Annotated in this window: 15 protein-coding genes and 1 pseudogene; 6 read left to right on the forward strand and 10 right to left on the reverse strand. The window is 65.4% G+C overall.

The features are described 5' to 3' along the window. Window positions 1–133: 133 nt before the first annotated feature. From LOY33_RS13460 to LOY33_RS13495, 8 genes are all read right to left on the reverse strand, one after another. Window positions 134–1636: an efflux transporter outer membrane subunit gene (locus tag LOY33_RS13460; protein ID WP_258658679.1), complete on the reverse strand. Its 1503-nt coding sequence runs from the start codon at window positions 1634–1636 to the stop codon at window positions 134–136. After that, on the reverse strand, window positions 1633–4740 hold the full coding sequence (locus LOY33_RS13465; RefSeq protein WP_043861436.1) for an efflux RND transporter permease subunit: 3108 nt from the start codon (window positions 4738–4740) through the stop codon (window positions 1633–1635). Before LOY33_RS13465 ends, LOY33_RS13460 begins: the two co-directional genes overlap by 4 nt. Next, window positions 4737–7835, reverse strand: coding sequence for an MdtB/MuxB family multidrug efflux RND transporter permease subunit (locus tag LOY33_RS13470; protein ID WP_258658688.1), 3099 nt, complete (start codon window positions 7833–7835; stop codon window positions 4737–4739). The genes LOY33_RS13465 and LOY33_RS13470 overlap by 4 nt, the downstream gene beginning before the upstream one ends. Beyond that, window positions 7832–9118, reverse strand: coding sequence for an MdtA/MuxA family multidrug efflux RND transporter periplasmic adaptor subunit (locus LOY33_RS13475; protein ID WP_058540137.1), 1287 nt, complete (start codon window positions 9116–9118; stop codon window positions 7832–7834). The genes LOY33_RS13470 and LOY33_RS13475 overlap by 4 nt, the downstream gene beginning before the upstream one ends. Before the next feature lie 256 nt (window positions 9119–9374). Then, window positions 9375–9875, reverse strand: coding sequence for a thiol peroxidase (tpx, locus tag LOY33_RS13480; RefSeq protein WP_043861433.1), 501 nt, complete (start codon window positions 9873–9875; stop codon window positions 9375–9377). Between the two features lie 152 nt (window positions 9876–10027). Further along, window positions 10028–11305: a serine/threonine transporter gene (locus tag LOY33_RS13485; RefSeq protein ID WP_043861432.1), complete on the reverse strand. Its 1278-nt coding sequence runs from the start codon at window positions 11303–11305 to the stop codon at window positions 10028–10030. Between the two features lie 228 nt (window positions 11306–11533). After that, window positions 11534–12736, reverse strand: a complete 1203-nt coding sequence (locus LOY33_RS13490; protein ID WP_043861431.1) for an amino acid aminotransferase — start codon at window positions 12734–12736, stop codon at window positions 11534–11536. Between the two features lie 137 nt (window positions 12737–12873). Further along, window positions 12874–13890: an Ldh family oxidoreductase gene (locus tag LOY33_RS13495; protein WP_043861430.1), complete on the reverse strand. Its 1017-nt coding sequence runs from the start codon at window positions 13888–13890 to the stop codon at window positions 12874–12876. Window positions 13891–14038: 148 nt separating this feature from the next. Here LOY33_RS13495 and LOY33_RS13500 point away from each other — a divergent pair, with 148 nt between their 5' ends. The 6 genes and pseudogenes from LOY33_RS13500 (at window position 14039) to LOY33_RS13525 (ending at window position 19310) form a co-directional block, all read left to right on the forward strand. Then, entirely contained in the window at window positions 14039–14908 is an 870-nt protein-coding gene (locus LOY33_RS13500) for a MurR/RpiR family transcriptional regulator (protein ID WP_043861429.1), read from the forward strand. A gap of 29 nt (window positions 14909–14937) precedes the next feature. Next, window positions 14938–15696 carry an ABC transporter substrate-binding protein gene (locus LOY33_RS13505; RefSeq protein ID WP_258658699.1) on the forward strand — a complete coding sequence of 253 codons (759 nt, stop codon included), beginning with the start codon at window positions 14938–14940 and terminating at the stop codon, window positions 15694–15696. Between the two features lie 109 nt (window positions 15697–15805). Beyond that, a pseudogene (locus LOY33_RS13510) lies at window positions 15806–16526 on the forward strand (ABC transporter permease). Continuing rightward, window positions 16523–17233, forward strand: a complete 711-nt coding sequence (locus LOY33_RS13515; RefSeq protein ID WP_043861426.1) for an ABC transporter permease — start codon at window positions 16523–16525, stop codon at window positions 17231–17233. The pseudogene LOY33_RS13510 and the gene LOY33_RS13515 overlap by 4 nt, the downstream one beginning before the upstream one ends. 24 nt (window positions 17234–17257) lie before the next feature. Then, window positions 17258–18502, forward strand: a complete 1245-nt coding sequence (locus LOY33_RS13520) for an FAD-binding oxidoreductase (RefSeq protein ID WP_054914584.1) — start codon at window positions 17258–17260, stop codon at window positions 18500–18502. Between the two features lie 19 nt (window positions 18503–18521). Further along, window positions 18522–19310, forward strand: a complete 789-nt coding sequence (locus LOY33_RS13525; protein WP_043861496.1) for an amino acid ABC transporter ATP-binding protein — start codon at window positions 18522–18524, stop codon at window positions 19308–19310. A 99-nt stretch (window positions 19311–19409) separates the two neighbouring features. On the opposite strand, the gene LOY33_RS13530 is transcribed toward LOY33_RS13525, so the two are convergent. Next, window positions 19410–19703, reverse strand: a complete 294-nt coding sequence (locus LOY33_RS13530; protein ID WP_058540134.1) for a hypothetical protein — start codon at window positions 19701–19703, stop codon at window positions 19410–19412. A gap of 158 nt (window positions 19704–19861) precedes the next feature. Further along, window positions 19862–21592, reverse strand: coding sequence for a zinc finger-like domain-containing protein (locus LOY33_RS13535; RefSeq protein WP_088514962.1), 1731 nt, complete (start codon window positions 21590–21592; stop codon window positions 19862–19864). Between the last annotated feature and the right edge of the window lie 88 nt (window positions 21593–21680).

Below are 21680 nucleotides of genomic sequence, written 5' to 3' on the forward strand. Positions count from 1 at the left end.
GATGGCGGGATGTTTTTGGCGAATGGCCATCAGGCTTTGGAACCGCGTCGCGGCCTTCCCCAGCAAGGCTGGCTACTACAATCACATCGCGGCCTGTAGGCGCCGGCCTTGCCGGCGAACGCCTCGACGCACACTACCTGTCGGTCGCGGTACGCTCTTCAACAGCAAGGCTGGCTGCCTCCCAGCCGCCCCCCAACGCCGCAATCAACTGCACGCTGGCCACCAGCCGGCCCTGCAGCAGGTTCAGCACGCTGCGTTCATTGCTCAACGCGGTGGTCTGCACGTTCACCACGTCCAGATACCCGATCAGGCCCGCCTTGTACTGGTTCTCGGTCAGGCGCAGCGACTCGCGCGCCGACGCCAGCGCCTCATCGCGCACCTGCGCCTCATCGGCATACACCTTCAGCTGCACCAGGTAGTTTTCCACCTCCTGGAAGCCATCCAGCACGCTCTGACGGTACTGCGCCACAGTCTGGTCATACACGGCCTTGGTACGGTCGACCTCGGCCGAGCGCTTGCCGGCATCGAACAGGGTCACGGCCAACTGCGGCCCCACCGACCAGAATCGGTTCGGCAAGCTGATCCAGTCGCTGAAGCTGCTACTGCTGTAGCCACCGCTCATGCTCAGGGTCAGGTCCGGGAAGTACGCCGCCCGCGCCACGCCGATATTGGCGTTGGCCGCCATCACCTTGCGCTCGGCCGAGGCAATGTCGGGGCGGCGCTCCAGCAGCTGCGACGGCAGCGCCAGCGGGATCTGCGGCAAGGCCGGTATGGTGGTGCTCGGCGCCAGGGCAAATTCGGCCGGCGCCTTGCCCATCAGCACGGCAATCGCATTCTCGAACTGCGCACGTTGCCAGATCAGGTCGATCAGGTCGGCCTGGGTGCTCTTGAGCTGGGTCTGTGCCTGGGCCACCGCGTCCTTGCCCGAAACCCCGGCGCGGTACTGGTTCTGGGTCATGGTCAGCGAACGCTGATAGGCCGCCAGCGTGGCCTCGAGCAGGCGCTTCTGCTCATCGATCACACGCAGCTGCAGGTAGTTCTGCACCAGCTCCGACTGCAGGCTCAGGCGTATCGCCGCCAGGTCCGCCAGGCTCGCCTCGGCACTCGCCTCGTTGGCGTTCAGGCCCTCACGCAGCTTGCCCCACAGGTCGGCTTCCCAGCTCACGCCCAGCTGGGCGCTGTACGTGTCGCGGATACCGCTGCTGTTGTTGCTCAGGCTCGAACTGCTGCTGCCGGTGCCCTGGCTGGAGCGGGTCTTGCCGGCGCTCAGGTCGAGGCTGGGAAACAGCGAAGCCCGGGCGCTGCGCACCAGGGTCTGGGCCTGGCGGTATTGCGCCTCGTACTGGGCCACCGTCTGGTTGTTGGCATTGAGCTGCTCGACCAGACCGTTGAGCTGCGCATCGCCGTACAGCTCCCACCAGGCGCCGCGCGCCAGGGCGTCGGACGGGTTGGCCTGGGTCCAGCCCTCGGCGTACTTGAACGCCACCGGCTCCGGCGCCTGCGGCCGGTGGTAGTCGGGGCTCAGGGTACAGGCGCTGAGCATCGCCAGGCACAGGGCCGAGGTCAGCAGGCGCGAACCACGGGCCGCCAGCACGCGCTGCAGGGAAGGTGGACAAACATCGGCAGGTCGGGTCATAGCGGGGTTTCCAAAGCAGCGTCGGTACGCACGCCGCGCCAGTGATTGAAGCGATGGCGCAGGCGGTCCAGATAGAGGTAGACCACCGGGGTGGTGTAAAGCGTGAGGATCTGGCTGAACACCAGCCCGCCAATGATGGTCAGGCCCAGCGGCTGGCGCATCTCGGCGCCCTCGGCGGTGCTCAGCAGCAACGGCAAGGCGCCCAGGATCGCCGCCAGGGTGGTCATCAGGATCGGCCGCAGACGCAGCAGGCAGGCCCGACGAATCGACTCCTGCGGGCTCAGCCCTTCATGGCGCTCCAGCTGCAGGGCCAGGTCGATCATCAGAATCGCGTTCTTCTTCACCACCCCGATCAGCAGGAACAGCCCCAGCAGCGAGATCAGGCTGAACTCGCTGCCGACCACGTACAGCGTCAGCAGCGCCCCTACCCCGGCCGACGGCAGGGTCGAGAGGATGGTCAGCGGGTGAATGTAGCTTTCATACAGAATCCCCAGCACCAGGTACACCGCCAGCAAGGCGCCGAGGATCATCCAGGGCTGGCCCTCCTGGCTCTTGGTGAAGGCATCGCCGGTACCGCCAAGCTTGGCGATCACGTCCTCGGGCAGGCCGACCTTGGCCACCGCGCGCTCCACCGCGGCCAGCGCCACGTCCTGGCTGACGCCTTCTGCGAGGTCGAACGAGATGTCCTCGGAGGCGAACTGCCCCTCGTGGCTGACACGGTCCTCGGCCAGGCTGTTCTCGTAATGGGCAAAGGTCGACAGCGGCACGCGCGCGCCGTCGGCGGTGATCACCTGGACCTGCTCCAGGGTGCGCGGGTCCTGCGCATACTTGGGGTTGACCTCCATCACCACCTGGTACTGGTTGAGGCTGTCGTAGATGGTCGAGATCTGGCGCTGGCTGTAGGCGTTGTTGAGCACGGCGGTGACCATGTTCATGTCGATGCCCAGGCGCTTGGCCTGCTCGCGATCGACCACCAGGGTCACCTGCTGGGTGCCGCTGCCTTCGCGGGCGTCGATGGCCGTCAGCTCCGGCAGCGCCTTGAACGCCGCCACCACCTTCGGGTACCACTCGCGCAACGCCGTCAGCTCGCCACTTTGCAGGGTGTAGAGAAACTGCGAGCTGCTCTGCTCGCGGCCACCGCCAAACTGCAGGTCCTGGTCGGCCATCAGGAACAGCCGCCCGCCGGGTACCTTGGGCATCTCCTTGCGCAGGCGCTCGATGATCTTCTGCGCCGACTCCTTGCGCTCCTTGATCGGCTTGAGGCGCACCAGCACCATGGCGTTGTTGATGCCGCTGTTGCCGCCGATGAAACCGGCCACGCTCTGCACGGCCGGGTCCTTGAGCAAGGCGCGCCGGTAGATTTCCATCTTCGGCTGCATCACCGCGAACGACAGCCCGTCGTCACCCCGCACAAAGCCCATCAGCTGGCCGGTGTCCTGCTGCGGCATCAGAGTCTTGGGCACCACCACGTACAGCGCCACGTTGACCACGATGGTCACCAGCAGGCTCAGCAGGGTCAGGCGGCGATGGCGCAGCGCCCAGCCCAGGCTGCGGTCGTAGCCGGCCATCATGCGCTGGTTGAGACGCTCGCTCCAGCGCTGCAGGCGGGTCTGCTCGCCGGGGGCGTGAGGTTTGAGCCAGCGCGCGCAGAGCATCGGCGTGAGCGTCAGCGACACCACCAGCGACACCAGGATGGCCGCCGCCAGGGTGATGGAGAACTCGCGGAACAACGACTCGACGATGCCGCCCATGAACAGGATCGAGACGAACACCGCCACCAGCGAGGCGTTCATCGCCAGCAGCGTGAAGCCCACCTCCTTGGCGCCGAGGAAGGCCGCGGCCAGCGGCGCGACGCCTTCGTCGATATGCCGCGAGATGTTCTCCAGCACCACGATGGCGTCGTCCACCACCAGCCCGGTGGCGAGAATCAGCGCCATCAGCGACAGGTTGTTGAGCGAGAACCCGCACAGGTACATCACCGCGAAGGTGCCCACCAGCGACACCGGCACCGCCAGGGTCGGGATCAGCGAGGCGCGCAGGTTGCCCAGGAACAGAAACACCACCAGGATCACCAGCGCCACGGCGATCAGCAGCGTGTGTTCGGCCTCCTTGAGGGTGGCCTTGATCACCGGCGAGCGGTCCATGGCCACGTTCAGTTGCACGCTGGCCGGCATCAGGTCCTGCAACGCCGGCAACTGCTCCTTGATGCTCTCGATGGTCTTGATGATGTTGGCGCCGGTCTGGCGGTTGATCACCAGCAGCACCGCGTCCTTGTCGTTGAAGAAGCCGCTGTTGTAGCGGTTCTCCACGCCATCGGTGACCTTGGCCACGTGGCTCAGGCGCAGCACCGAGCCGTCCTGGTAGCGAATCACCAGCGGGCCGTAGTCCTTGGCTTTCTCCAGTTGATCGTTGGCCTGTACCTGCCAGCTGCGCTGGGTGTCCTCGATGAAGCCCTTGGGCCGGCGCACGTTGGCGTTGGCGATGGTCTGGCGCACATCGTCCAGGCTCACGCCGTACTGGTTGAGCAGTTGCGGCTCCAGCTCGATACGCACCGCCGGCAGCGAACTGCCGCCGATCTGCACCTCGCCCACACCCGGCACCTGGGACAGGCTCTGGGACAGGATGGTGGAGGCCAGGTCGTAGAGCTGGCCCTTCTGCAGTACATCGGAGGTCAGCGACAGCACCATGATCGGTGCCTGGGCCGGGTTGAACTTGTTGTAGGTGGGCATGCTCTTCATGCCGCTGGGCAGCAGGTTGCGCGTGGCATTGATGGCCGCCTGCACCTCGCGTGCGGCGCCATCGATGTCGCGCCCCATGTCGAAGCCCAGGATCACCCGCGTGGAGCCCTGGCTGGAACGGCTGGTCAGGGTGTTGACCCCGGCGATGCTGCCCAGCGAGCGTTCCAGCGGGGTTGCCACGGTGGAGGCCATCACCTCGGGGCTGGCCCCGGGCAGGCTGGCCGACACCACGATCACCGGGAAGTCCATCTGCGGCAGCGGCGCCACCGGCAGCAGGCCGAAGCTGACCCCGCCCAGCAGCATGATGGCCAGGCTCAGCAGCATGGTCGCCACCGGGCGACGGATAAACGGGCCGGAGAGGTTCATGCGTCGGCCTGTTGCGGGTCAGGCTGACGGCGCCAGCGACGCGCCAGGCGGTCGAAGTACAGGTAGATCACCGGCGTGGTGAACAGCGTCAGCACCTGGCTCACCAGCAGCCCGCCCACCATCACCAGGCCCAGCGGCTGGCGCAGCTCGGCACCCGAGCCGGTGGCGAGCATCAGCGGGATGGCCCCGAACAGCGCCGCCAGGGTGGTCATCAGGATCGGCCGGAAGCGCAGCAGCGCCGCCTGGTAGATCGCCGTCTGCGGGTCCATGCCCTGGTTGCGTTCGGCCTCCAGGGCAAAGTCGATCATCATGATCGCGTTCTTCTTGACGATACCGATCAGCAGGATGATGCCGATGATCGCGATCATGCCCAGGTCGTTGCCACTGATCATCAAGGCCAGCAGTGCGCCCACTGCGGCCGAGGGCAGGGTCGAAAGGATGGTCACCGGGTGGATGTAGCTCTCGTAGAGCACGCCGAGCACGATGTACATGGTCACCACCGCCGCCAGAATCAGCAGCAGGGTGCTCGACAGCGACGCCTGGAAGGCTTCGGCCGCGCCCTGGAAGCGGGTCTGCACGCCCAGCGGCATGCCGATCTGCTGCTGCACCTGTTCGATGACCTTGACGCCCTCGCCCAGCGACACGCCTTCGGCCAGGTTGAACGACATCATCACCGCCGGGAACTGGCCGATGTGGGCAATGGCCAGTTGCGCCTGGCGCTGCTCCACGTGGGCCAGGCTCGACAGGCGCACCTGCGCGCCATCGGTGGTCTTGACGTAGATCTGGTCGAGCACCCTGGGCCCAAGGTCGGCCGCCGCAGCGGCCTGCAGCACCACGCGGTACTGGCTGGCCTGGGTATAGATGGTGGAGATCTGGCGCTGGCCGAAGGCGTCGTACAGCGCGTTGGTGATTTCCGACACGTTGATGCCCAGACGGCTGGCGGCGTCGCGGTCGATCACCAGAAACACCTGCAGGCCCTTGTCCTGCAGGTCGCTGGCCACATCGGTCAGCTCGGGGCGATCATGCAACGCATCCACCAGCTTGCCGCTCCACTGCGCGAGCAGGTCGGCATCCGGCGACGACAGGCTGAACTGGTACTGGGTGCGGCTGACGCGGTCTTCGATGCTCAGGTCCTGCACCGGCTGCATGAACAGGCGAATGCCCACCAGCTTGTCCAGTTGCGGTTGCAAACGGGTGATGACCTGCGAGGCAGTGATGTCGCGCTCGCCGTGGGGCTTGAGGTTGATCAGCAACCGGCCGCTGTTGAGCGTGGCGTTGTCGCCGTCGACGCCGATGTACGACGACAGGCTCTGCACGGCCGGGTCTTGCAGGATCACCGCGCTCAGTTCCTGCTGGCGCTGGCTCATGGCGGCGAACGAGATCGATTGCGGGGCTTCGGAAATACCCTGGATCACCCCGGTGTCCTGCACCGGGAAAAAGCCCTTGGGCACTGCCAGGTACAGCAGCACGGTCAGGCCCAGGGTCGCCACCGCCACCAGCAGAGTCAGCGGCTGGTGGCACAGCACCCACTGCAGGCCGCGACCATAGTGGGCGATCATCCAGTCGATCCAGGCACCGCTGGCGCGGTAGAAGCGCCCCTGTTCCTCTTCCCTGGGCTCGCGCTTGAGCAGGCGCGCGCACATCATCGGCGTGAGGGTCAGCGACACCACCAGCGAGATCAGGATCGCCACCGCCAGGGTGATGGCGAACTCGCGGAACAATCGTCCCACCACGTCGGCCATGAACAGCAGCGGGATCAGTACCGCGATCAGCGAGAAGGTCAGCGAGATCAGGGTGAAGCCGATCTGCCGGGCGCCCTTGAGCGCGGCCTGCATCGGCGTCTCGCCCTCCTCGATATGCCGCGAGATGTTCTCCAGCATCACGATGGCATCGTCCACCACGAAGCCGGTGGCGATGGTCAGGGCCATCAGCGTGAGGTTGTTGATCGAGAACCCGGCCAGGTACATCACGCCGAAGGTGCCGATCAGCGACAGTGGCACGGCGATCGACGGGATGAGGGTGGCGCTGGCCCGGCGCAGGAACAGGAAGGTCACCAGCACCACCAGCACGATGGCGATCAGCAGCTCGTGCTGCACATCCTTGACCGAAGCACGGATGGTCTGGGTGCGGTCGGTGAGCACCACCACGTCCAGCCCCGCCGGCAGGTTGTCGGTGATCGACGGCAGCAGCGCCTTGATCCGGTCGACCACCTCGATGACGTTGGCCCCAGGCTGGCGCTGGATGTTCAGCAGCACTGCCTGGCTCTGGTTGGCCCAGGCCGCCAGGCGCTCGTTCTCGGCGCCATCGACGATCTCGGCAACGTCCTTCAGGCGCAGCGGCGCACCGTTCTTGTAGGCCAGGATCAGGTTGGCGTATTCCTCGGGGGAGCGCAGCTGGTCGTTGGCGTCGAGCATCGAGACCCGCGTGGGGCCGTCGAAGTTGCCCTTGGGCTGGTTGACGTTGGAGGCGCCGATCAGGGTGCGCACGTCGGCCAGGTTCAGCCCGGCCGAGGCCAGCGCGTCAGGGTTGACCTTGATGCGTACCGCCTGGCGCTGGCCACCGGCGATGCTGACCATGCCCACACCGCTGATCTGTGCGATCTTCTGCGCCATGCGCGTGTCGACCAGGTCGTTGAGCTTGGGCAGCAGCATGGTCTTGCTGGTGATGGCCAGGGTCAGTACCGGGGTATCGGCCGGGTTGACCTTGTTGTACACCGGCGGCGCCGGCAGGTCGCTGGGCAACAGGTTGCTGGCCGCGTTGATCGCCGCCTGCACCTGCTGCTCGGCGACGTCCATGTTCATTTCGAGGCTGAAGCGCAGGGTCAGTACCGAGGCACCGCCCGAACTGGTCGAGGCCATCTGGGTAAGCCCGGGCATCTGCCCGAACTGGCGCTCCAGCGGCGCGGTGACGGCGCTAGTCATCACCTGCGGGCTGGCACCGGGGTACAGAGTGATGACCCGGATGGTCGGGTAATCGACCTGGGGCAAGGCCGCCACGGGCAGCAACGTGTAGGCGATCAGGCCGGCCAGCACGATGGCAAGCATGCTCAGCGTGGTGGCGACCGGGCGCAGGATGAACAGCCGCGAAAGGTTCATGCGCCAGCCTTGCCCTGCTCGCCCGGCGTGGCCGAGAGGTCTTTCTTGTCCTGGCCCTGCAGGTGCTGGCCTGGGGTGGCGGGCACGTCGCTGCTGTCGTTGACCACTTCCACCTCGCTGCCGTCACGCAGGCGGTCGGTACCTTCGAGCACCACGCGCTCGCCCTTGGCCAGGCCTTCCTTGACCACCGTGAGGTCGCCGTCGCTGGCGCCGAGCTTGAGGCTGCGGATGGTCACCTTGTTGTCGCCGTCCATCACGTAGGCGAAGGTGCCGTTGGTGCCGAACTGCATCGCGGCCGATGGCGCCAGCACCACGTCCTTCAAGGTATCGGCCAGCAGGCGCACGTTGACGAACTGGTTGGGGAACAGCATTTCATCCTGGTTTTCGAACCCGGCCTTGAACTTCAGGGTGCCGGTGGTGGTGTCGATCTGGTTGTCCAGGCTGCTCAGCACGCCCACCGAGAGCTGCTGGGTGTCGCCGCGGTCCCACGCCTGCACCGGCAGCTGGGCCCCGCTGCGGTAGCGCGACAGCACGGTGCTCAGCTCGGTTTCCGGCAGGGTGAAGACCACGGTGATCGGCTGGGTCTGGGTGATCACCACCAGTGCCGTGGTGTCGTTGGCCGCCACCAGGTTGCCGACGTCCAGCTGGCGCAGGCCCAGGCGCCCGCTGATGGGGGCGCGAATCCTGGTGAAGTCGAGGTTGAGCTTGGCATCGCCCACCGCCGCCTGGTTGGTCTTGATGGTGCCCTGGTACTGGGCCACCAGCGCGGCCTGGGTATCGAGGGTCTGCTTGGCGATGCTGTCTTCGGCGAACAGGCCCTTGTAGCGCTCAAGGTCGATCTGGGCGTTTTTCAGCTGCGCCTGGTTCTGTGCCAGGGTGCCTTCGGCCTGCTGCAGGGCGATCTGGTAGCTGCGCGGGTCGATCTCTGCCAGCAGGTCGCCGGCCTTGACCCGCTGGCCTTCCTTGAAGTTGATCTTGACCAGTTCGCCGCCCACGCGGCTGCGCACGTTGACCGTGTTGGTCGCGGTCACGGTGCCCAGGGCCTTGTAGTACAGCGGGAAGTCGCCCACGGTGGCCGGCGCCACACGCACCGGTACCGGCCCGCCGAACGCGCCGAAACCTGGCCGCCCGCCCCCCGGCTTGCCTGCGCCCGGGGCCTTGGTCGCCGGCGATGAGGGCCAGAATACCCAGCACAGGCCGGCAATCAGCAGCAGGACCAGCAGGCTCAGCAGCCAGCGACGGGAGTGACGAGGACGGGCGGTTTGCATCGGTTGATCGGCCATTGTGCGGAAAGACTTCTCTTGAGGAGGCTGAACGATAAGCAGTAGAGCGGTTTTAGCAAAGCGCCTTTACCGGCTATTTACCTAGAGCTGACGTTGGCAAAGTGCTGAACTATAAATAAAAACGGCCTGGGCTAAGGCCAGGCCGTTACAACTTTTTTCAAATAACCTTTCTATTTCAGCACCGCCCCCCTGTGGGAGCTGGCTTGCCAGCGAAGGCATCCATGCGGTGCATGAAAACTCGCGGTGCCTGAATACGTTACTTCAGTACCGCCAGCGCCGCGTCGTAGTTCGGCTCTTCGGCGATTTCCTTGACCAGTTCGGCGTGCAGCACCTTGTCGTTTTCGTCCAGTACCACGACTGCACGGGCAGTCAGGCCCTTGAGCGGGCCGTCGGCGATGGCCACGCCGTAGTTCTGGATGAATTCGGCACCACGCAGGGTGGACAGGTTCTTGACGTTCTCCAGGCCTTCGGCGCCGCAGAAGCGTGCCTGGGCGAACGGCAGGTCGGCCGAGATGCACAGTACCACGGTGTTGGCCAGTTCGTTGGCCTTGGCGTTGAACTGGCGCACCGAGGTGGCGCAGGTCGGGGTGTCGACGCTCGGGAAGATGTTCAGCACTTTACGCTTGCCGGCGAAGGAAGCCAGGGTCACGTCGGACAGGTCGCCCGCCACCAGGGAAAACGCAGGTGCCTGGGCACCGACTTTCGGCAGTTCGCCGTTGACCTGAACCGGGTTGCCTTTGAGAGTCACTTGAGCCATGAAAGAAGTCCTTATGCGGGGGTGAGTAAAGGACCAGAGTTAAGCATGAAAGTGCCCCGACACCTATGGGGCAGCGATAAATTGTTGAATATCCAGAGAGTTTTTGTGGACAAAGAGCGAGCAAGGGTGTGCACCCCTGCCCGCCCCCGGCCTCAGCCGACCAGCGAGTAGACGATGGCGCTGATGGCCACCAGGCCCACCACGACCACGAACACGTTGGACAGCGCGCCACTGTACTTGCGCATCGCCGGCACGCGGCGGATGGCGTACATCGGCATCAGGAACAAGATCGCCGCGATCACCGGGCCGCCGAACGACTCGATCATGCTCAGGATGCTGGGGTTGAGCGTGGCCACCACCCAGCAGATCACCAGCATGAAGGCTGCGGTGAACCGGTCCAGGGCCTTGGCGCCCGGCCGCTTGCCCGTCTTGAGCACCAGGCCCTTGAGGCCTTCGCTGGCACCGATGTAGTGGCCCAGGAACGACTTGGCGATGGCGATGAAGGCAATCAGCGGTGCAGCGAACTCGATGGTCGGGTTGCTGAAGTGGTTGGCCAGGTACGACAGGATCGACAGGTTCTGCGCCTTGGCCTCGGCCAGTTGCGCCGGGTTCAGGGTGAGCACGCAGCTGAACACGAAGAACATCACCATCGCCACCATCAACAGGTGCGCGCGCCGCAGGATCTGCCCGCTGCGCTCGTCGGCGTGCTCGCCGTAGCGGCGCTTCTGGTCCACGGCAAAGGCCGAAATGATCGGCGAGTGGTTGAACGAGAACACCATCACCGGAATCGCCAGCCACAGGGTGTGCACGAATGCCGACCCCGATGGCAGCTCGGTGGCGGTCGTGAGGATGCCGCCGTTCCAGTGCGGTATCAGGAACACCGCCAGCAATGCCAGGGCCACGATGAAGGGGTACACCAGCAGGCTCATGACCTTGACGGTGGCCTGCTCGCCGCAGCGCACGATGACCAGCAGGCCCAGGATCAGCACGAACGACAGCAGCACCCGCGGCGGCGGCGCCATGTGCAGTTGATGCTCCATGAAGCTGCTGACCGTGTTGGTCAGGGCCACGCTGTAGATCAGCAGGATGGGGAAGATGGCCAGGAAGTACAGCAAGGTGATGCAGGCGCCGGCGCTGAGGCCGAAATGCTCCTCCACCACTTCGGTGATGTCGGCACCGTCACGCCCCGAGAGCACGAAGCGGGTCAGGCCACGGTGTGCGTAGTAGGTCATCGGGAAGGCCAGCAGCGCGAGGATCAGCAGCGGCCAGAAGCCGCCGAGGCCGGCGTTGATTGGCAGGAACAGCGTGCCGGCACCGATGGCGGTACCGAACAGGCCCAGCATCCAGGTGGTGTCCTGCCGGGCCCAGCTACCTAGGGCGGCGGGGGTCGATTCGAAGCGTTGATCAACGCTCGGGGCCTGCTCATTCATCCGGGTGCAACTCCGCTCGCAAGACTGCAACATCGCTGGGAGTGGCCAAACAGACGCATCGGCGCACCCCAGCTGTAAAAGAGGGGCGCGATTGTGCGCGCTTTGGTTGCACTTGCAAAGCCCTTGCCGAGGAGTGGTTGCACCTGCCGGCAGCGCAGCGCCGGTCAAGCCCGCCCCCACAAGGCCATCACTGTACGTGTGGGAGCGGGCTTGAGCCGGGACTGGCCGTTATGCGGTCTTGTGCACCGCCGCGAACGCCTCGGCCACCTGCTGCAGGTTGTCCGGGCGCACGCCCGACATGCACACCCGGCCGCTGTCGATCAGGTACACGCCGAACTCGTCACGCAGCCGGCGCACCTGCTCCACGCTGAAGCCGGTGTAGCTGAACATGCCACGCTGGCTCAGGAAGAAGTCGAAGTTCTGACCCGGCAGCAGCACCGCCAGTGCATCCACCAGCGCCTGGCGCATGTCCAGGATACGCAGGCGCATCCCCTCCACTTCAGCCTGCCACTGGGCATTCAGGCCGGCATCGCCAAGCACCGTCGCAACCAGTTGCGCACCGAAGTTGGGCGGGCTGGAGTAGTTGCGGCGCACGGTCGCCTTGAGCTGGCCCAGCACGCTCTGCGCGGTGGCGCTGTCGTCACAGACCACCGACAGGCCGCCAACCCGCTCGCCATACAGCGAGAAGATCTTGGAGAACGAGTTGCTGACCAGGCACGGCACGCCGGCGCGGGCAAACTCGCGAATGGCGTAGGCGTCGGCGTCCAGGCCTTCACCGAAGCCCTGGTAGGCGATGTCGAGGAACGGAATCAGCTCGCGCGCCTTGACCACCTCGATCACCTGCTGCCATTGCGCCTGGTTCAGGTCGACCCCGGTCGGGTTGTGGCAGCACGGGTGCAGCAGCACGATGCTGTTGGCTGGCAGGGTCTGCAGGGTGGCGAGCATGCCGTCGAAGTCCAGGCCACGGGTGGCCGGGTCGAAGTACGGGTAGGTGTTGACCTTGAACCCGGCGCCTTCGAAGATCGCGCGGTGGTTGTCCCAGGTCGGGTCGCTGACCCATACCTGCGAGTCGGCGAAGTAGCGCTTGAGGAAGTCGGCACCGACCTTCAGCGCACCCGAGCCGCCCACGGTCTGCACGGTGGCCACACGTGCGCCACCCACGGCCGGGTGATCGGCGCCGAACAGCAGCGCCTGGATCGCCTGGCGGTAGCTGCCCAGGCCTTCCATCGGCAGGTACAGCGAGGCTTCGTGGGGCTGGTCGGCCAGGCGTTTTTCCGCCTCGCCCACTGCCGCCAGCTGTGGCACCACACCGGCGGCGTCGTAATACAGGCCGATGCTCAGGTTGACCTTGTTGGCACGCGGATCGGCCTTGAAGGTCTCCATCAGGGAGAGAATCGGATCGCCGGCATAGGCATCGACATGTTTGAACACAGCGTGCAGCTCCTTGGGTCTGGGCAAATCGTGAAAGACGCTGCCGAGGATACCTGTAGCCGCCGATTTGTGACATGACCCTGGATGCAACTGATCAGTGCAGCTGCGCATGCATCCGCCGGCGAAAAGGCCGCGGGTCACCCCTTGGCCAACACCTGCAACTGCTCGAACTCCTGCGCCGTCACGCTCACCCCGTCCCGCGCCGACGCCTCGCGCTCACGCAAGCGCCGCTCGCCGGGCATGCGGGTCAGGCCTACCGCCTGCATCTGTTCCACCAGTTCACGGCTGCGCTCGGCAAAACGGCTGCCTTCGGCCTTGGTCGGGTCGATCACGATCACCAGTTGCCCGGTCCACGGGGTCTTGGCGCCCGGGTGCTGCGACCAGTCGAACTCGAACGAGAAGTTGCCGCCGGTCAGCGCCGCGGCCAGCAACTCGACCATCATCGACAGCGCCGAGCCCTTGTGCCCGCCAAAGGGCAGCAAGGCACCCCCGTCGAGAATCGCCTGCGGATCGCAGGTCGGCTGCCCGTCGCGGTCCACGCCCATGCCTTCGGGCAACTGCTCGCCCTTGCGCGCGGCAATCTGCACGTCACCATGGGCGATGGCGCTGGTGGCCATGTCGAACACGATCGGCGCATGCCCGGCACAGGGTGCGGCGAACGCGATGGGGTTGGTACCGAACAGTGGCTTGCGCGCGCCGTGCGGCACCACGCAGGTCATGCTGTTGACCACGCTCAGGGCCACCAGGCCTTCTTCGGCAAAGGGCTCGACATCCGGCCACAGGGCCGCGAAGTGATGCGAGTTGTGTATCGCCAGCACCGCAATGCCGGCACTGCGGGCCTTTTCCACCAGCAGCGCCCGCGCCGCCTCGAGCGCCGGCTGGGCAAAACCGCCGCCGGCATCGACCCGTACGTAGCCGCTGGCCACGTCCTGCACCTGGGGCACCGCCGTGCCGTTGACCCAGCCACTGGCCAGGGTCGACACATAGGCGGGAATCCGGAATACCCCGTGGCTATGGGCGCCGTCGCGCTGGGCGCTGGCGCAGTTGGCGGCCAGCGTGCGGGCAACCGATTCGCTGGTGCCGTGGCGCACGAAAATCTGCTGCAACAGGCGCTCGAGATCGGCCTGGGGCAAGTGGTGAACAGCTGCGGACATCTGAAGCTCCCTTGTTGGAATTGGTATGGGCGACAGCAGTGAGCGATAGCGGACTTTCCTCCGATTGACAGCAAACTGTCAAATGTTGACTTGATGACAGAAAACATTCATTTTCTATTCCCAGCGCAACCGCCGTCGAGAATCGTCCGTGAGCCAACCGATCAAGCAACGCCTGGAAAACAGCCTGCAACATGCGGCGGCCTCGGGTCGCAAGATCGCCACGTACATGCTCGCCCATTTCACCGACCTGCCCTTCGAGACCTCGGCCAGCCTGGCGGCAAAAATCGGCGTCAGCGAATCGAGTGTCGGGCGTTTCTGCCGCTCGCTCGGCTACGAGCACCTCAAGGCCCTCAAGCACGATCTCAAGGACGACCTGGGCGATGGCCCATGGCTGGTCGGTGATCGGTTGCAAGAATTTCGCCAACAACAGGGCAAGGACGACATCGACCGCGCGCGCAGCCTCGAGCTGGAGGTCGCCGCCCTGGTGCGGGTCTACGAGTACAGCCGCACCGAGGCCTGGCACACCGTGGCCCGGCGCCTGGCCGAACGGCGCCGGGTATTCATTGCCGGGTTCCAGACCGAGCGCGGTATCGCCCAGTGCATGAGCCACCTGCTGCAATACCTGCGCGATGGCGTGCAGGTGGTGGACGGCAGCGCCGGGCACTTCGGCGAAGTGCTGCTCAGCGCCTCGCACGACTGCGCGCTGGTGGTGTTCGAGGCGCGCCGCTACTCGCGCCACGCCCTGGTGCTGTGTCGCAAGGCACGCGAAGCGGGCATCCCGGTAACACTGGTTACCGACACCTTCTGTGACTGGGCCGATGCCAACGCCGACGAGGTGTTTCGCATCCCCACCGAATTCAATCTGTTCTGGGAGTCCACCGCGACGATGCTGTCGTGGGTACACCTGATGGTCAACGAGGTCTGCAAGAAGCTCGGGCCGGATGTTGAAAAACGCTTGGAAGCAACTGCCGCTCTACACAACGAATTCGTTGGCTACACGTCAACGAGCAAACAATAGCAAGAGTGCAATCAACCACGAGGTGTTTCATGAAACCCGTCCTCCGCTTTGCAGGCGCATGCGCGCTGCTGTTCGCCGGCATCACCTCGGCCCAGGCCGAAACCCTGAAGATCGCCACCGAAGGCGCCTACCCGCCGTTCAACTACGTCGACTCCAAGAACCAGCTGCACGGCTTTGACGTGGACATCGCCAAGGCCCTGTGCGAACAGATGAAGGTCGAGTGCACCGTGGTGGCCCAGGACTGGGAAGGCATCATCCCGGCGCTGATAGCCAAGAAGTACGACGCCGTGGTGGCCTCGATGATCAACACCGAAGAGCGCCGCAAGAAAATCGCCTTCACCAACCACTACTACAAGACACCGCTGTCGGTCGCAGTGCCCAAGGACAGCGAGATCACCGACGCGCAGACCGACTTCAAGGGTTACACGGTGGGCGCGCAGTCCTCCTCCACCCAGGCGATCTACGCCGAAGACGTGTATGGCAAGGCCGGTGCCGACGTCAAGCTGTACCCGACCCTGGACGAAGCCAACGCGGACCTCGCCGCCGGGCGCCTGGACGGGGTGATTGCCGACAAGTTCCCGCTGCTCGAATGGCTGGGCAAGGCAGGCAAGGACTGCTGCAAGATCCTGGGTGACGTCAAGGGCACCACCGCCGATGCCTCGATCGCCGTGCGCAAGGAAGACGAGGCGCTGCGCGAGCGCCTGAACAAGGCCCTGGACGAGATCGTCGCCAACGGGACTTACCAGAAGATCTCCAGCAAATACTTCGACTTCGATATCTACCAGTAAGACCGCATTCGCTGGCAAGCCAGCTCCCACAGGGTTTTGCGTCAACCGCGACCCTGTGGGAGCCGGCTTGCCGGCGAAGAGGCCCTGTTGTCTTGCCGAGGGTTCGCGCATGATCGAACAACTGTCCCTGTTATCCTTCGCCAGCGGCGGCTGGGGCCAGGCCCTGCTGGCCGGCGCCCTGGTGACCATTTCCCTGGCCCTGGCCTGCCTGCCTATCGGCCTGCCGCTGGGCCTGGGCGTGGCGCTGGCCGCCCGCTCGAAAAAAACGCTTTCCGCGCGCCTGGGCCACCGTGTTCTCCACGGTATTTCGCGGCCTGCCCGAACTGCTCACGCTGCTGATCATCTATTACGGCTGCCAGATCGCCGCGCAGAAGATCCTCACCGCCATGGGCTACGAGGGCGAGGTAATGATCAATACCTTCCTCGCCGCCATGATCGCCTTCAGCCTGGTGTTCGCCGCGTTCTCCAGTGAAATCTGGCTGGGCGCGTTCAAGACCATTCCCAAGGGCCAGTACGAGGCCTCGGCCGCGCTGGGCCTGAGCAAAACCACCACCTTCCGCAAGGTGGTGTTCCCGCAGCTGGTGCGCATCGCCCTGCCGGGCCTGTCGAACAACTGGCTGTCGCTGCTCAAGGACACCTCGCTGGTGTCGACCATCTCGCTGGTCGACCTGATGCGCCAGACCAACCTGGCCGTCAGCGTGACCAAGGAGCCGATGTTCTTCTACACCGTCGCCTGCCTGGGCTACCTGCTGTTCTCGGCGCTGTCGGGCCGGGTCTTCGCCTATATCGAACGCCACACCAGCCGTCACCTGCGGAGTGCACGCACATGAATCTCGATGCCCTGCTGGCGTTCTTCGTCGACCCCGACCTGCTCGAACGCTACGGCCCGCGCTTTATCGACGGGCTGCTGGTCACCGGCAAACTGGTGGCCATCTCCTTCACCCTGGGCGCCCTGCTGGGCCTGCTGCTGGCGCTGGCGCGGCTGTCGAACAACGTGCTGCTGCAACGCCTGAGCGCCGGCTACATCTACTTCTTCCGGGGCTCGCCGCTGCTGGCGCAGCTGTTTCTGCTGTACTACGGGCTGGGCTCGCTCAAGAGCTTCTGGCAGGACGTCGGCATGTGGTGGTTCTTCCGCGAAGCCTGGTACTGCACCCTGCTGGCCTTCACCCTGAACACCGCCGCCTACCAGGCCGAGATCTTTCGCGGCAGCCTGATGGCCGTGGCCCCCGGGCAATACGAGGCGGCCAGGGCACTGAGCCTGAAGCGCTCGACGACCTTCTTCAAGGTGATCCTGCCGCAGTCGCTGATCGTGGCCATCGGCCCGCTGGGCAACGAGCTGATTCTGATGATCAAGGCCAGTGCAATCGCCTCGCTGGTGACCATCTACGACCTGATGGGCGTGACCAAGCTGGCCTTCTCGCGCAGTTTCGACTTCCAGATCTACCTGTGGGCCGCGGTGCTCTACCTGCTGATCGTGGAGATCGTGCGCCGCAGCCTCAAACACATAGAAGCCCGACTGGGCCGCCACCTGCGCTGAACCGTAGCCGTAGAGGATTTTTTCATGCATTGCCAAACCATCGTTCTGGGCGCCGGTATCGTCGGTGTTTCCACGGCCCTGCACCTGCAAGCACGCGGGCGCAAGGTGATCCTGATCGACCGTGACGAACCGGGCAGCGGCACCAGCCACGGCAATGCCGGCCTGATCGAGCGCTCCAGCGTGATCCCCTATGCCTTCCCGCGCGAGCTGTCCAAGCTGCTGCGCTACGGCCTCAACCGCCAGCCCGACGTGCGCTACAGCTTCAGCTACCTGCCCAAGGCCGCGCCCTGGTTGCTGCAGTACTGGAAGAACTCCGCCCCGGCGCCCCTGGCCGAGGCCACCCGCGCCATGCTGCCGCTGGTGCAGCGCTGCGTCGAGGAACACGACGCACTGATCGAGGCCGCCGAACTGGGCGCCATGGTGCAGGCCAAGGGCTGGATCGAGGTGTACCGCACCCAGCCTGCCCTGGCCCAGGCCGTGGCCGATGCCCAGGCGCTCAAGCCCTACGGCCTGCAGTTCGAGATTCTCGACAAGCAGCAACTGCACGATCGCGAACCGGACCTGAGCGCCAACGCCGTGGGCGGCATCCACTGGCTCGACCCCAAGACCGTGAGCAACCCCGGCGGCCTCACCCGCGGCTACGCGGCGCTGTTCGTCAAGCGCGGCGGGCAGTTCATCCAGGGCGATGCGCGCACCCTGCGCCAGGTGGCCAGCGAATGGCAGGTCGACACCCGCCAGGGCCCGGTCACTGCACCGGAGGCGGTGATCGCGCTGGGCCCGCAGGCCGGCGAGCTGTTCCGCCCGCTGGGCTACGATATCCCGTTGGAGGTCAAGCGCGGCTATCACGTACATTTCCATGCCAAGGCCGGTGCTGCACTCAAGCATTCACTGTGCGACGTGCAGGGCGGCTTCGTGCTGGCACCGATGGCCCAGGGCATTCGCCTGACCACCGGCATCGAGTTCGCCGCCAGCGACGATGCGGCCAACGAGGTCCAGTTGCAGCGCTGCGAAGCCATCGCCCGCCAGCTGTTCCCGCTGGGCGAGCGCACCCAGGACGCGCCGTGGCTGGGCCGACGCCCCTGCCTGCCGGACATGCGCCCGGTGATCGGCCCGGCGCCGCGGCACAAGGGCCTGTGGTTCAACTTCGGCCACGCCCACCACGGCCTCACCCTGGGCCCGGTATGCGGGCGCCTGCTCGCAGAAATGATTACCGGCGAAAACACCTTTACCGACCCGACGCCCTATGGCGCCGACCGCTTCGAACACTGAGATCGCGGAGAACAACAACATGACCGCACCACTGAGCCTTGCCGCTGCACGCCCCGACACGCACCCCGACCCGCGCAAGGTCGTGGTGAGCATCGACGGGCTGAACAAGTTCTATGGCGACTTTCACGTACTGCGCGACGTCGACCTCAAGGTGCGTGAAGGTGAGCGCATCGTGCTGTGCGGGCCGTCCGGCTCGGGCAAGTCGACGCTGATCCGCTGCATCAACCGCCTGGAGATCGCCGAAAAAGGCACCCTGCTGGTCAACGACACCGACCTGGCGCTGACCACGCGCCAGGCCGCCGAGGTGCGCAGCGAGATCGGCATGGTGTTCCAGCACTTCAACCTGTTCCCGCACATGAGCGTGCTCGACAACTGCACCCTGGCGCCGATGAGCGTGCGCGGCCTGTCGCGCAAGGAGGCCGAGGAGCGGGCACGGTTCTACCTGAACAAGGTGGGCATCGAGAGCCAGGCGGGCAAGTACCCCAGCCAGCTGTCGGGCGGGCAGCAGCAGCGCGTGGCAATCGCCCGGGCGCTGTGCATGAAGCCAAAGATCATGCTGTTCGACGAGCCGACCTCGGCACTGGACCCGGAGATGGTCGCCGAAGTGCTGGATGTGCTGGTCAAGCTTGCCGACACCGGCATGACCATGCTGTGTGTGACCCACGAAATGGGCTTTGCGCGACAGGTGGCCGAGCGCGTGCTGTTTCTGGACGGCGGGCAGATCATCGAGGATGCCCCGCCCGAGGCGTTCTTCAACAACCCGCAGAGTGATCGGGCCAAGGGCTTCCTGGCGCAGATTCTGCACTGAAGCCGCTGACCTTTCGCGGGTCACGCCCGCTCCCACAGGGGCTCACGCCGGCCTTGAGGGAGCGGGCTTGCCCCGCGAAGAGCCCACCACGTACTACGACTAGCGCGCCTGCATCTTCGACTTGATAAACCCGGCCACGAACGTCAGCACCGCGCCGCCGGCACCACCGCCGACGATGCTGCTGATGATCGCCGCCATGTCCAGCGACCCGCCAGCCCCCATGCCGGCCCCGGGCTCACCGGTGATCGCGGCCAGTATCTGGCCCACGATCACCCCGCCCACCCCGCCGAAGATCGAATTGAGCAACGGCCCCATGCTCTGCTTGCTCATGCCGGCGGCATTGCCGCCTACCACACCACTGATGACCTGAATGACCAGACTCACGATGTCCATGGCTATACCCCTGCGCAGCGCTGATTGAGTGACGGCTCAGCTGCGACTACGACTACAGGCACTACCGGCGGCATCGAGACGTCTCGATCCGATCAACGACAGCCAGCTGTTGCGGATACGCGAAGTATAGGACAGGTACACGCCCTGCCCTTGCCCCCTCACACGTCGAAGTTCATGCGCCGCAGCCGCGCATCGATGGCCGGCGCGTTGAGCGCGCGGTTGAACACCAGGGCCAGCAGCAGCGAAAGCGGCACCAGCGTGGGCAAGGCCCCCAGCATGCCGACCAGCGCATTGGGCAGCATGTGCTGCAGGCGTGGCCCGTCCCGCAGCAGGGCGATCGGCGTGTCCGGGAACAACGCCAGCAGCGGCATCAGGCAGAAGGCCAGCACCACGGCGGCCAGCAGCCGATTGCCCGGGCCCTTGCCCATGAAGCGGTTCATGCGGTGCCACAGCATGTCCTTGAACAGCCAGGTGCACAGCAGCCCCACGCCCACCAGCATCACCCCGTTGATCGGGCTGGTGAACGGCAGCACCAGGTAATGCTTGAACATGGCCCACACCGTGGCCGGGCCATCGGCCCTGAACAGCACCTGCGGCCCGCCGAACTTCACCTCCAGAAGCTTGCCCGCGCTGAAAAAGAACAGCACCAGCATCAGCAGGCTCAGCCGCCAGAAGTAACCCAGCGCACGGCGCAGCACCAGCCTGGGCTCCAATTTGCTGCGCAGGGCCGTCTGCTGGTCCGAGGCGTTCTTGCGCAGCGCGAAGAAGCGATTGGCCTGCTCGGGGCTGACCGTGCCGTTTTTCACGTCCGACAGCTGGCTGACGTAATTCACGTGTCCAGACTCCTCGATCATGCGCCGGGCCACCGAACGCTCGCTGGCCAGGGCCACCTGTTCGATGTCTGCCGGGTTTTCCAACTGCTCGATCACCCTGTCGAAGTAGCTGGCGGCCAGCCCGTCATCGAACACCACATGCCGGTAGCGGCCAAGCATGTTGCAACGGATGCTGCGCCGTCCGGCACGCACCTGGGCCTGGCTGTAATAGCAGGTGCCGTCCACGCTCAGTACCAGGTCGCCCTTCTCGGGTGTGTTGTCCGGGTAATAGGGCGCGGCGAACCCTTCGGCAGCCCGCTCGATGGTTTCGGGCTCATCCCCCCACTCGTCGACGTAAGGCTTGAGCCAGGTATCGTTGGACTTCAGGTGTACCGAATTGCCGACTGCCTTGGCCGACACCTCCAGGGTGTAGCGGGTGCAGATGAACTTGTCGCCCAAACAGCCGCCGCAGGTCACCTGCCCCCCCATGCAGCCGCACGCCACAGAGCCGCCCACACAACTGGGGCAGTTGTCGCCGCCTGCGCCCATGCAGTAGGCACAACTGCCACTGCCGGTGCGGCCGGAGCCGCCACAGCCCCAGCACTGCGTGCGGCCCTTGCCGCTGCAACTGCTGCATCTTAGCTTGCAACTGCCGTTGCACGCGGTGCAGCGCTGCTTGCCGTAACCGCTGCAGGTGCCGCAGGTATGGCTGGTGTAGAGCGGGTCCAGGGCAAACAGCTTCACCTGCTGGCTGCGCAGAAAATGCGCGGGATTGCTGCCCAGCCCCTTGAGCACACGGTTCTTGTAATGCGCCGCGCCCCTGCCCAGCAGCACTTGACGCTGCTCGGCCATCGACTGCTCGAGCTGGTGTTCGCTCACCGAATTGATCCGCAGCCCCACCGAAGCCGACTCGCGGCGCACTTCGGTCACCAGGCTCCAGCGCCGGCTCACGCTCACCGCGCGCCCCTTGTCCTCGACCTGCTGCACAGTCAGCTCGAGATCGGAGGTGTCATAGCCGCACCCCTGCAGGCGGCTGCGCAGTGCTTGCTCCACGGTGCGGGTGAATGCCTGGGTCATCGTCTACTCCGTCTCAATGCGCGCGTCCTGTTTTCGCCTGCTGGCGTAACGCCACAGAATGCCACGCCGCCCCTGGCGTGCGCTACGC

This window comes from Pseudomonas sp. B21-036 (assembly GCF_024748925.1).
Lineage (GTDB): Bacteria > Pseudomonadota > Gammaproteobacteria > Pseudomonadales > Pseudomonadaceae > Aquipseudomonas > Aquipseudomonas palmensis.